Source organism: Bradyrhizobium sp. USDA 4473, from assembly GCF_054063335.1.
The window spans coordinates 5,701,010-5,713,779 of record NZ_JBSSGE010000001.1; the positions used below are offsets into that span (position 1 = coordinate 5,701,010).

Consider the following 12,770-nt stretch of genomic DNA (forward strand, 5'->3'; position numbering starts at 1 on the left):
CACGCAGCCATGAGCGTCTCCGAACCGTTCATCCGCCGGCCGATCGCCACCTCGCTGCTCGGCATCGCGCTGATGATCGGCGGCGCGCTCGGCTATTGGGCGTTGCCGGTCTCCGCACTGCCGCAGGTCGATTTCCCGACCGTGCAGGTGACGACGCAATTGCCGGGCGCAAGCCCCGACGTGGTGGCCTCGCTGATCACGGCGCCGCTGGAGCGGCAGCTCGGCCAGATCCCGTCGCTGTCGTCGATGAATTCGACGAGCTCGTTCGGCGTCAGCCAGATCTCGCTGCAGTTCGATCTCAACCGCGATATCGACGGCGCCACCCAGGACGTGCAGGCCGCGATCAATGCCGCGGCGGGTATCCTGCCGAAGACGCTGCCGTATCCGCCGGTCTACGCCAAGGTGAACCCGGCGGACGCGCCGGTCATGACCCTGGCGCTGACCTCGGACACGATCTCGCTGCGCGCGATGAGCGATCTCGCCGACACGATCCTCGGCCAACGGCTGAGCCAGATTTCCGGCGTCGGCCGGGTCTCGATCCTCGGCGGCCTGAAGCCTGCGGTCCGCGTGCAGGCCGATCTGGCGCGGCTCGCTGCCTACGGCATCGCTATGGAGGATCTGCGCAGCACGATCGCCGGCGCCAACGTGTCGGGGCCGAAGGGCTCACTCGACGGCGCGCAGCAATCCTACACCATCGCCGCCAACGACCAGATCGCCGCCGCCGACGCCTACCGGCCGATCATCATCGCCTATCGCAACGGCTCGCCGGTCACGATCGGCGACGTCGCGCAGATCGTCGACGGGTTGGAGAACGACCGCACCGGTGGCTGGTACCAGGGCACGCCGGCCGTCATCATCGACATCCAGCGCCAGCCCGGCGCCAACGTCATCGACGTGGTCAAGCAGATCCGCGGCGAAATCCCGCGGTTGCAGCGCGCGGTCCCGGCCGGCGTCAAGCTGACCGTCGTGTCCGACCGCACCGTGACGATCCGCGCCTCGGTCCACGACGTGCAGTTCACGCTGATCCTCAGCGTCGTGCTGGTGACCCTGGTGGTGCTGTTGTTCCTGCGGTCGCTGCGCGCGACCCTGATCGCCGGCGTGGCCTTGCCGCTGTCGCTGATCACGAGCTTCGGCATCATGTATTTCGCCGGCTTCAGCCTCGACAATCTGTCGCTGATGGCGCTGACCATCGGAACCGGCTTCGTGGTCGACGACGCCATCGTCATGATCGAGAACATCGTCCGCCACATGGAAGACGGCGAGACGGTGATGGAGGCCTCATTGAGGGGCGCCAGCGAGATCGGCTTCACGGTGATCTCGCTGACGGTCTCGCTGATCGCCGTGTTCATCCCGCTGCTGTTCATGTCCGGCCTGGTCGGCCGCATGTTCCGGGAATTCGCGCTGACCCTGACCATCGCGGTCGTGACCTCGGCGATCGTCTCATTGACGCTGACGCCGATGATGTGCTCGCGGCTGCTCAAGAACATCCATGAGGAGATGGCGGTGCCGGGGCTGGCCGCGGTCAGCCGCTTCATCGACCGGATGGTCGAGTTCTACCATCGCACGCTGCTCTGGGTGCTGCAGCGTCAGCGCGCGACGCTCTTGGTGACGTTCGCGACCATCGCGCTGACGCTCATCATGTATGTGCTGGCGCCGAAGGGTTTTCTGCCGTTGCAGGACACGTCCTCGATCACGGCGGTGACCGAGGCCGGCCCCGATGTGTCGTTCGCCGAGATGCAGCGGCGGCAGAGCGCTGTCTCCGAGCTCATCAAGGCCGACCCTGATGTGGTCGGCGTGGTCTCGGTGATCGGCTCGGGCTCGGTCAATCCGACCACCAATGTCGGCCGCCTGGTCATGACCTTGAAGCCGCTCGACGAGCGGCGCGACGGCGTCGTCAAGGTGATCGAGCGGCTCAAGCAGAAGGTCGCGACGGTGCCCGGCATGACCGTCTACTTCCAGCCGGTGCAGGACGTGCAGATCTCGACCCAGTCGAGCCGCTCGCAATACCAGTATACGCTGACCGCGACCGACGCCGCCGAGGTCTCGCAATGGGCGCAGAAGCTGGTCGCCGAGATGCGGCGCGACCCGATCTTCCGCGATGTCTCGTCGGAAGCGCAGGACGGCGGCTTGCGCGCCGCGCTCGACATCAACCGCCAGCGCGCCGGCCAGCTCGGCGTCAGTCTGCAGGGTGTTACCGACACGCTGAACGATGCCTTCGCTCAGCGGCAGATCTCGACGATCTATGGCCAGGCCAACCAGTACCGCGTGGTGCTCGAGGCGCTGCCGATGTACCAGCGCGACCCCTCGATCCTCGACAAACTGTATCTGCCCGGAGCCAACGGCGCGCAGGTGCCGCTGTCGGCGGTGGCGACGCTGATCCGCACCACGGCGCCGCTCGCGATCTCGCACCAGGCGCAATTCCCGTCGGTCTCGCTGAGCTTCAACCTAGCGCCGGGCGAGGCGCTTGGCGATGCCGTGGTGGCAGTGAAGGCAATCGAGACCCGGATCGGAATGCCCGGCAGCATCGTCGGGATCTATTCCGGCGACGCCGCCGAATTCGCGCGCTCGCTGGCCGGACAGCCCTGGCTGATCCTGGCCGCGATCATCACGATCTACATCGTGCTCGGCGTGCTCTATGAGAGCTACATCCATCCGATCACCATCCTGTCGACGTTGCCCTCGGCCGGCGTCGGCGCCATCCTCGCCTTGATGCTGTGCGGGCAGGACCTCTCGGTGATCGGCCTGATCGGCATCATCCTGTTGATGGGCATCGTCAAGAAGAATGCTATCATGATGATCGACTTCGCGCTGGAGGCCGAGCGGCATCAGGGCATGTCGTCCTATGATGCCATCGTGCAGGCCTGCCTGCTGCGCTTCCGGCCGATCATGATGACGACCCTGGCGGCGCTGTTCGGCGCGCTGCCGCTCGCGATCGAAAGCGGCACCGGCGCCGAGCTGCGCTTTCCGCTCGGCATCTCGATCATCGGCGGCCTGCTGCTGAGCCAGCTGCTGACGCTCTACACCACGCCCGTGATCTATCTGGCGCTCGACCGGCTCAATCGCCGGATCGAGCGGGCGGTGCCGGAGCCGGGCCGGGGCGGCCCGCCGATCGCGGGAGCCACCGAGGGCATGCAGTGATCTCGATCTCGGAGCCCTTCATCCGCCGGCCGGTGGGCACCACCTTGCTGGCGATCGGGCTGTTCCTGGTCGGGATCGTCGCCTACGAGTTCCTGCCGGTCTCTTCGGTGCCGAATGTCGACTTCCCGACCATCCGGGTGTCGGCGTCGCGGCCCGGCGCCGATCCCTCTGTCATGGCCGCGACCGTCGCCGCGCCGCTGGAGCGCAAGCTCGGCACCATCTCGGGCGTCGACCAGATCACCTCGACGAGCTCGCTCGGCACCACCAGCATCCAGGTGCAGTTCTCGATCGGCCGCGATATCGACCGCGCCGCGCGCGACGTGCAGGCCGCGATCAACGCCTCGCTCGCCGATCTGCCGAGCGACCTGCCGTCGCTGCCCAAGTTCCGCAAGGCCAATCCGGCCGCGGCGCCGGTGTTCGTGCTGGCGCTGACCTCGAAGACGATTTCGACCAGCGCGATGTACGACGTCGCCGACACTGTGCTGGCGCAGCGCATCTCGCAGGTGCCTGGGGTCGGCGAGGTCACCGTCAGCGGCGCCGACCAACCGGCGGTGCGCATCGCGCTCAACCCGGTGTCGCTGGCGAATGCCGGGATCGCGACCGACGACGTCCGGACCGCGATCATCAATGCCAATCCGCTCGGCCCGGTCGGCATCTTCAATGGCGAGCGGCTGAGCGAGACGCTCTCGATCAACAAGCAGATGCGCACCGCGGCCGAGTTCCGCGACATCATCATCAAGAGCTCGAACGGCAATTTCGTCCGCCTCTCTGATGTCGCCGAGGTCGAGGATTCCGTCCGCAACTCGCGCTCGATTGCCTGGTTCAACAAGCAGCCGGCGGTGCTGATCCAGATCACCAAGCAGGGCGACGCCAACGTCATCGATACCGTCGACAGCGTGCGCCGGCTGCTGCCGGAACTGAAGAAGTGGATTCCGGCCGGCGTCGAGATCTCGACCCTGGTGGATCGTACCGGAACGATCCGCGCCAGCGTCGAGGACATGCAGTTCACGCTGCTGGCGACCGCGGTGCTCGTGATGGTCGTCGTGTTCGTGTTCCTGCGTCGTGTGGTGCCGACGATCGCGGCCGGCGTCTCGGTGCCGCTGGCGCTGGCCGGCACCTGCGCCGGGATGTGGCTCGCCGGCTTCTCGATCGACAATCTGTCGCTGATGGCGCTCGCGATCTCGGTCGGCTTCGTGGTCGACGACGCCATCGTGATGATCGAGAACATGTACCGCAACCTCGAGCAGGGCATGGCGCCATATCCGGCGGCGGTCGAGGGCGCCAAGCAGATCGGCTTCACGGTGCTGTCGATCTCGCTGTCGCTGATCGCGGCCTTCACCCCGCTGATCTTCATGGACGGCATCGTCGGCCGGCTGCTCCGCGAATTCTCGCTGACCCTGACCTTTGCCATCATCGTGTCAACGCTGGTGTCGGTGACGATCACGCCGATGATCTGCGCGCACTACATCAGGGAGGCGACCTCGGATCGCGCCACCTGGTACGACCGCGCCATCGAGGGCACGCTGTCGCGCGTCGTGGCGTTCTATGCGTCGACGCTGCGGATCGTGCTCGGCTATCCCTTCCTGACCCTGGTGGTGTTCTTCGCTACCGTCGCGCTGACGGTGACGCTCTACATCAAGACGCCGAAGGGCTATTTCCCGACCGACGACAGCGGCTTTGTGATCGGCTCGACGCGGGCGTCGGCGGATATCTCGTTCCAGGCGATGCTCCAGCTGCAGCAGCGGCTCGCCGACATCGTGATGGCCGACCCGGCGGTCGCCGGCATCGGCTCGTCGGTCGGCTCCGGCGGCGGCCCGGGCGGCGCCACCTCCAACCGCGGCACCATGTTCATCAGCCTGAAGCCGCCCGAGGAGCGGGCAGGCCTATCGACCGCGCAGGTGATCGACCGGCTGCGCCGCAATCTGTTCATGGTGCCGGGCATCCGCCTGTTCATGTTCGCCGCCCAGGACATCCGCACCGGGGGCCGCCAGAGCGATTCCGACTACCAGTACACGCTCGCTTCGACCGATCTCGAGCTGTTGCAGAAATGGGCGCCGCTGGTCGCCAAGCGGATGGAGACCGTCGAGGGCATCACCGACGTGTCATCTGATCGCGATCCCGGCGGCCTGCAGCTCAACCTCGTGATCGACCGCAAGACCGCTTCCAGCCTCGGCGTCCGGGTGCAGGACATCGACAACGCGCTCAACAACGCGTTCTCGCAGCGGCAGATCTCCTACATCTACACCCAGCGCAACCAGTACGTCGTGGTGCTCGAGATCGATCCGAAATTCCAGAGCGATCCGTCGAACCTCGAGCGCATCTATGTCGCAGGCGCCAATGACGTGCAGGTGCCGCTGTCGGCGCTGGTGCACTATCAGCGCGGACTGTCGGCGCTCGCGGTCTTCCACTCCGGCGGCTTCCCCTCGACCACCGTGTCGTTCAACCTGCTGCCCGACGTGCCGCTCGAGGTCGCGACCACCAACATCCAGCAGGCGGTCAACGAGCTGCACATGCCGGAGGGCATTCGCGGCAGCTTCGACGGCAATGCCGGCGACTTCAACAAGACCAGCGGGCGGCAGCCGCTGCTCATCCTCGGCGCGCTGATCGCGATGTATATCGTGCTCGGCGTGCTCTATGAGAGCCTGGCGCATCCAATTACGATCATCTCGACCCTGCCGTCAGCCGGCCTCGGCGCGTTGCTGGCGTTGCAGGTGACCAACACGCCGCTGACCGTGATCGCCTTCGTCGGCATCATCCTGTTGATCGGCATCGTCAAGAAGAACGGCATCATGATGGTCGACTTCGCGCTCGACGCGGAGCGGCATCAGGGGCTGTCGTCGCGGGACGCGATCTTCGAGGCCTGCCGGGCCCGTTTCCGTCCGATCCTGATGACGACCATGGCCGCGCTGTTCGCGGGCATTCCGCTGGTCATTGCGACCGGTCCGGGCACCGAGCTGCGCCGGCCGCTCGGCATCACCATCATTGGCGGCCTGTTCGTGTCGCAGATCCTGACGCTCTACACCACGCCGGTGATCTATCTCCTGATCGACCGGCTGCGCCAGCGCCGCGAGCCGTCGGGCGTGCACGCCCCGGCGGAATAGGTTGAATTGTACAGCTCCGCGCGCGTATAGCGGAGCCATGTCCGACCCGACCGAAGTCAAAGCCGACGTTGTTGCCGAGATCGAGGAGTGCCCGCATTGCGGCAAGCCGCTGCCGCTCTGCATCTGCGACAGCGTCACCCCGATCGAGAGCCGCATCCAGCTGCTGATCCTGATCCATCCGCAGGAGCAGGACCGGGCGCTCGGCACCGCGCGGCTGTTGGCGCAGCATTTCGAGAACGCCGTGGTGCGGATCGGGCTGTCCTGGCCGAGCCTCGCCAAGGCGCTCGGCCGGCCGGTGCCTGATCCGTCGCGCTGGGCGGTGCTCTATCTCGGCTCGGCCAAGGTCGAGGAGCTCGAGACCGAGGCCGAGATCGTCGCGATCAACCGCAAGGGCGAACTGGAGCCGCACCAGCGCGCCATCCTGTCCGATATCGAGGGGGTCGTGCTGCTCGACGGCACCTGGAGCCAGGCCAAGGCGCTGTGGTGGCGCAATGCCTGGATGCTGAAGTGCCAGCGGGTGATTCTCGGGCCGAAAAAGCCCTCGCGCTACGGCAAGCTGCGCCGGGAACCGCGTCGCGACGGCCTGTCCACCATCGAAGCGGCCGCGATCCTGCTGGCCGGGCTGCAAAAGCGGCCCGATATCGCCGCAACGTTAACCGACAGTTTCGAGCGGATGCTGGCGAGATTCCGCGAAGTCCAGGCCAAAATGCCGGAATTGGCGCCAAAACCCAGGAAACGGGACTATCGGAAGCGTCGGCGATAGCTATTGGGCTTGGTTGCCTATCTGAGAGAGGGCGTATATGAAGTGCGCCGCAAGGGGCCACGTGGCGGAGTGGTTACGCAACGGTCTGCAAAACCGTGTACACCAGTTCAATTCTGGTCGTGGCCTCCATTCATCTCATCAATGGCTTGCAGCCGATCAATGAGAAGCCGCATTAGCTTGCGGCATACCAACCTTCAGGAAACGGAATCAGCGGCCACGGCGCCTGGTTGTCATTGGCAGCACGCGGCGGCGGCTGAATACGGGGCGAGGGCTGAGCCACGAAATCCTCCTGAGCAATGGGCGCGATTGCCGTACGCACGGCGTCCAGCAGCAGATCAAATTCGACTTCGCTCATCGCGCTCTCCGAGGTTCGAGAGCGCAATGGTCGCAAAACTGTCTTCGGTCCGGATTGAGCGATTCGTTCGAATTTTATGAAAAGAACGATGGCGCCCGGCTTGGTTAATGAATCACTGATACCCCTCCCGCGGGGGGAACCTAGGTCGGCATGGCCGCACCTCGTGTGAGACAAATCACATGTTTCGAAAAACTGTTCCGGACTGTCCGGCAGTATTCATAGCCGTCAAATATCGCAGGAATTTTAGGGAGACGTGACAGCGAGGGCAAGCTGGCCGTCGGTCGCGTGTCGCGGTGCGCGAGCAACCACGCGATCCCAAGAGATCAGCAATGGATCGGCGGGCGTCACGGATGAATCTTGAGCAGGCCTGCCCAATTCTCAGGCCCGGCTGATCCAATTTTTTGTACGTCCCGGGACAAGCCTTCCCGGCATCGTTCCCCGTAGCCTTTCCGTCGAGTTTTGGGACATGGCCTTGCCATGACAAATTCGGAGGAGTTGGCAATATGCAAAATTGGCTTTGTGGGAGTGGATGGCGCGCGTCGCGTTCAGTGTGCCTGGCGATATTGAGTGCCGTCGCCGCCGCCGGGCTTTTGACGCCGGTTGGCGCCCAGGCTGCGCCTGCCGAATGCGCCGCATTGCAGGCGAAATATCCGGACTGGAAGGGCAAGACGCTGGTCAACGCCATCAACCCGCATACACCGGGTTATGAAGCGATCGATCCGAAGGATCCCAGCAAATATGTCGGCTTCGACATCGATCTCGGCGAGGAGATCGGCGAGTGTCTCGGCTTCAAGCTGACCTACAAGGCGGTGACGTTCGCTGCGCTGCTCACCACATTGGCGAGCGGGCAGGCCGACATCGTCATCTCCGACATCTATGCCACCGAAGAGCGGGCCAAGGCGGCCGACTTCATCACCTATTCGAAGGTGTTCGACGGCGTGCTGGTCGCCAAGGGCAATCCCAAGGGCATCAACGGCATCAATCTGTCGCTGTGCGGCGCCGCAGCCGCCGAGAATACGGGCTTCGTCGAGGTGCCGCTGGTGCAGGCGCTGATTCCGCAATGCAAGGCCGCCGGCAAGCCGGAGCCGACGCTGCAGCTCTACGACAACAACGCGAACTGCATCCAGGCCATCCTGGCGGGGCGCGCCGACACCTACGTCAACGACGTCAACACGGTCGACAACGCCGTGAAGGCCTATCCCGACAAGCTCGAAAAGGCGGTTGCGGTCACCATTCCGTATTCGGTCGGCATCGCCGTGCCGAAGGACAAGCCCAAGTTCCGTGAAGCCGTGATGGCGGCGCTGACTGAAATCCACAAATCCGGCGATCAGCTCGCGCTTCTGAAGAAGTGGGATCTCGACCCCAATAACCTGAAAGAGCCGGGACTGCTGACCGTCAACTGATCCTGATGTCGCTGTTCCTGCACTATCTCAGTCTGTCGTATCTGCTCGAGGGCATCGAGATCACCCTCCAGGTGACTGCCCTCGGGCTCGGCGGCGGGCTGCTGCTGGGGTTGATCCTCGCCTCGATGCAGCTCAGCCGGTTCGGGCTGCTGGCAGGGTTGGCGCGGGGCTACACCGTGATCTTCCGCGGCACGCCGCTGATCCTGCAAATGGTGTTTGCCTACGACGCGCTGCCGCATATCGGCATCAAGCTGCCGGCGATCCTCGCGGCAGGTCTCGCATTGGCCTGTAACGAAGCTCCCTTCATCGCCGAGATGTTGCGCGCCGGTGTGCTGGGCGTCGATCGCGGACAACTCGCCGCCGGGCAGGCACTGGGCATGACGCCATCCGTGCTGCTGCGGCGGGTGGTGGCCCCCCAGGCGATCCGGACCATGATCCCGGCGTTCGGCAACGAGGCCGTCAGCGCCTTGAAGAATTCGTCGCTCGCCTCGGTGATCGCCGTGCAGGAATTGACGCTCCGAAGCACGCAGCTTGCATCCTCGACGTTCGACTTCTTCTCGATCTTTTTTGCCTCCGGCCTGCTGTATCTGGTGCTGACGGGCGCCGTCAGCCTGATCCAGCTCGTGCTGGAGCGGATGCTCGATCTCGACCGGCGCCAGCGCGGTCTTGCGGATCTCCTGCCGTGGCGGCGCGGCGATCCTGAAGCCGTGCTCGCGCTGGTCGAAAAGGCCGCGCCCGGTATCGAGGTCGCGGTGCCGCCCGCTGACATCCCGCCACCGGCGACGCGCGTTCTGTCGGCGGAGGGGCGCGCCAGGCGGGCCGCGGCGATCGCGCGCAACAACGTTGCGGTCGAGGTCAGGGACTTGCGCAAGAGCTACGGCGCGCAGGCCGTGCTTAACGGCGTCGACCTGACGGTGCGCGTCGGCGAAGTCGTGGCGTTGCTCGGGCCCAGTGGCTCCGGAAAGAGCACGCTGCTTCGCTGCATCAATCATCTGGAGGACTGGGACGCCGGCACCGTTCGGGTCGGCGGACGCCGTCTCGGCTTTTCCGAACACGGCAAGGCGTTGTCGCCGCGCGCAATCGCGAATGAGCGCGCCAGCGTCGGCGTCGGGATGGTGTTCCAGCAGTTCAACCTGTTCAGCCATTTGACGGCGAAGGAGAACATCGCGGGGCCGCTGCGCTGGGTCCACGGAATGACGCGGGTCGATGCCGACCGCCGGGCGAGCGAGCTGCTCGACCGCGTCGGCCTCAGCCATCGCGCCGATGCGCTGCCGCGTCATCTCTCCGGCGGCCAGCAGCAGCGGGTGGCGATTGCACGCGCGCTGGCGCCAAACCCGAGCGTGCTGCTGCTCGACGAACCGACCTCGGCGCTCGACCCCGAGCTCGTCAACGAGGTGCTCGAAGTGATCCGGCGGCTGGCGGTCGATGACGGCCTCACGATGATCATCTCGACCCACCAGATCCGTTTCGCCGACGAGGTGGCCGACCGCGTCGCCTTCCTCACCGGCGGCGCCATCCTCGAGGAGGGACCGGCGCACGAGGTGCTCTCCAACCCGCGCAACCCCGTCACGGCGCGTTTCCTCAACGTGATGGACGCCGACAAAACGCCGGAGACGGTGCGATGAACGCGACCGGCGACCGGACGATCCTCCGATCCATCGAAGAGGCATTTGCATGAGGCACTTCAATCTGCCGGTTTCGCCGGCGACCGTTCACTGGGGTTATTTCAGCAAGAAGGTCGCGCCCGCGCTCACGCTGCGTTCGGGCGATCGCGCCACGATCGAAACGCTGACCCATCACGCCAACGACGACTACGAGCGGATGATCGCGAACGATCCGGGCGCCGAAAGCGTGTTTCACTGGACGCGCGAGCACAAGGCGGTGGCGCGCCGCGGTGCCGGCTCAACCGACGCGCCGTTCATACGCGGCTCCGGCGAGGGGCTCGGCGTTCATCTGCTCACGGGTCCCGTCGCGGTCGAGAATGCCGAGCCGGGCGATGTCCTTGAAGTGCGTATCCTGGACATCAAGCCACGGCCGAGTTGCAGCGCCTGCCACGCCGGCCGCTGCTTCGGCTCCAACGTCGCGGCCAATTGGGGTTTTCACTATCACGACCTGATCGAGGAGCCGAAGCCGCGCGAGGTCGTAACCATCTTCGAGCTCGACACTTCGGGCGAACCCTTCGCCAAGGCGGTCTACAACTACGTCTGGACGCCGCAGACCGATCCCGACGGCATCGTTCATCCGACCATCGATTATCCCGGCGTGCGGGTCGATCACGGCACCATCCGCAAGCGCGAGAACATCCTGACGGGCGTCAAGGTGCCGGCGCGGCTGCATTTCGGCACCATGGGCTTGGCGCCGTCGGAAGCGGATTTCGTCAGCTCGATCCCGCCGAGCTATACCGGCGGCAATATCGACGACTGGCGGATCGGGAAGGGCGCGCGGATGTACTATCCGGTGGCCGTGCCCGGGGCCTTCTTCTCGGTCGGCGATCCCCATGCCGCCCAGGGCGACAGCGAGCTCGGCGGCACCGCGATCGAGACCTCGCTGACCGGCGATTTCGAATTCATCCTGCACAAGAAGAACGATCTCGGCGGTACCGCGCTGGAAGGGTTGACCCATCCGATGCTGGAAACCGAGCAGGCCTGGTCGGTCTATGGCTTCACCTATCCGAACTACCTCGCCGAGCTCGGCGCCAACGCCCAGACCGAGATCGCCAGCCATTCCAGCCTCGACCGGGCGATGCGCGACGCGTTCCGCAAGCTGCGCCGGTTCCTGATGACGGTACATCGGCTCAGCGAGGACGAGGCGATCTCCCTGATGTCGGTCGGCGCCGACTTCGGCGTCACCCAGGTCGTCGATGCCAATTGGGGCGTGCACGGCACCATCCGGAAGAACGTGTTCAGGTGCGATTAGGCGCAACTGGCACGCAGGTTGCTTCGATCGACCCCGATTGGGTCGATGCGATGAGCTTCCGTCCGTACACGAGCGAATCCTATGCGCAGGATGACCGGCCCGAGGCGTGGCGGGACGTGCTGGGCGCCATTGGCCTGCGGCCGGACCCCGCCAGGCCTCCTTATGATGGCCATGCCACCGCCTCGCACCGCAGCGCTGCCGGGATCGCGCTGACCCGGATCGCCGCGGGGGCGCAGACGGTGGCGCCATTGCCGCAGGGCGCCGAGGGCCTCCCGATTGCGCTGCTGCCGATCGACGACGGCGTGATGCTGCGGCATGGCGCCAGCCATCAGATCGTTCCGGTCGGCCACTTGCTGCTGTTGCCGAGGAGCGGGGATTGCAGCGTCGTGTTCCAGCGCGACATGCGGGCGATCGTGCTGTCGGTGACGCCGGACGCGCTGCACGGCCGGATTCCCGGCAAGCTGCGGCTGGGCGAGGCGCGCGTGGTGGCGCCGGGCGGCGTGGCCGCTGTCTTTTCCCGCATGCTCGATGCGACCGCGCGGACGCTGGAGACGCTGGACGACAGCGCATGGATGACCGTGGCGCAGGCCATGGCCGATCTCCTGCTCACCATTGCGCATCAGTTCGCCGGTGCGGCCCCCGATGCCCGCCATACCGCATCGCAGGCTGCGACCCTGCACCGGATCTGCCAGGCGATCGAGCGGCGGCTCGACGATCCCAACCTTGCGCCGGCGAGCGTCGCGCAGGCCGAAGGGATTTCGGAACGTTACCTGCAGAAGCTGTTCGAGGGGGTCGGCGACAATTTCACGCACTATGTGCGCGAGCGCCGGCTGCAGCGTGCCTGGGCCGACCTGTCCAATCCGGGCGAGGCGCATCGCTCGATTTCCGAGATCGCCTATCGCTTCGGCTTCAGCGATTCTGCTCATTTCAGCCGCGCCTTCCGCCATCGCTTCGGTCTGCCGCCACGCGAATTCCGCCAACAGGAGGCTGAACGCGCAGCCCCCGCGTCGATCGGCCAGCGCGGCTGGCCGCAGGATGCGCTGGCACAGTTGCGCACGCATCCGCCGGTGGCGACCTCGCCGAAAACCGCGGCA

The 12,770-nt window shown here is 65.7% G+C and carries 7 protein-coding genes, 1 tRNA gene and 1 pseudogene; 8 read left to right on the forward strand and 1 reads right to left on the reverse strand.

The genetic code is table 11. The features are described 5' to 3' along the window. Positions 1-9: 9 nt before the first annotated feature. The 4 genes from ACVW17_RS26920 to ACVW17_RS26935 all read left to right on the forward strand — a co-directional run bounded on the left by ACVW17_RS26920 (position 10) and on the right by ACVW17_RS26935 (position 7,131). Complete coding sequence (locus ACVW17_RS26920) at positions 10-3,138, forward strand: efflux RND transporter permease subunit (protein WP_456754718.1); 3,129 nt, start codon at positions 10-12, stop codon at positions 3,136-3,138. Beyond that, positions 3,135-6,239 carry an efflux RND transporter permease subunit gene (locus ACVW17_RS26925; RefSeq protein ID WP_456754719.1) on the forward strand — a complete coding sequence of 1,035 codons (3,105 nt, stop codon included), beginning with the start codon at positions 3,135-3,137 and terminating at the stop codon, positions 6,237-6,239. Before ACVW17_RS26920 ends, ACVW17_RS26925 begins: the two co-directional genes overlap by 4 nt. A 37-nt stretch (positions 6,240-6,276) precedes the next feature. After that, positions 6,277-7,002 carry a tRNA-uridine aminocarboxypropyltransferase gene (locus ACVW17_RS26930; protein WP_456754720.1) on the forward strand — a complete coding sequence of 242 codons (726 nt, stop codon included), beginning with the start codon at positions 6,277-6,279 and terminating at the stop codon, positions 7,000-7,002. A 55-nt stretch (positions 7,003-7,057) separates the two neighbouring features. Continuing rightward, positions 7,058-7,131, forward strand: a tRNA-Cys gene (locus ACVW17_RS26935). 43 nt (positions 7,132-7,174) lie between these two features. Here ACVW17_RS26935 and ACVW17_RS26940 read toward each other — a convergent pair. Beyond that, positions 7,175-7,357, reverse strand: coding sequence for a hypothetical protein (locus ACVW17_RS26940; RefSeq protein ID WP_024584196.1), 183 nt, complete (start codon positions 7,355-7,357; stop codon positions 7,175-7,177). A 503-nt stretch (positions 7,358-7,860) separates the two neighbouring features. Between ACVW17_RS26940 and ACVW17_RS26945 the strand changes: the two genes are divergently transcribed. The 4 genes and pseudogenes from ACVW17_RS26945 to ACVW17_RS26960 form a co-directional block, all read left to right on the forward strand. Beyond that, on the forward strand, positions 7,861-8,760 hold the full coding sequence (locus tag ACVW17_RS26945; protein ID WP_456754721.1) for an ABC transporter substrate-binding protein: 900 nt from the start codon (positions 7,861-7,863) through the stop codon (positions 8,758-8,760). A 5-nt stretch (positions 8,761-8,765) separates the two neighbouring features. Further along, complete coding sequence (locus tag ACVW17_RS26950) at positions 8,766-10,385, forward strand: amino acid ABC transporter permease/ATP-binding protein (RefSeq protein WP_456754722.1); 1,620 nt, start codon at positions 8,766-8,768, stop codon at positions 10,383-10,385. A gap of 49 nt (positions 10,386-10,434) precedes the next feature. Further along, complete coding sequence (locus ACVW17_RS26955; RefSeq protein ID WP_456798042.1) at positions 10,435-11,676, forward strand: acetamidase/formamidase family protein; 1,242 nt, start codon at positions 10,435-10,437, stop codon at positions 11,674-11,676. A 50-nt stretch (positions 11,677-11,726) separates the two neighbouring features. Further along, positions 11,727-12,747: pseudogene (locus ACVW17_RS26960) on the forward strand (helix-turn-helix domain-containing protein); the annotation flags it as partial. Positions 12,748-12,770: the final 23 nt, after the last annotated feature.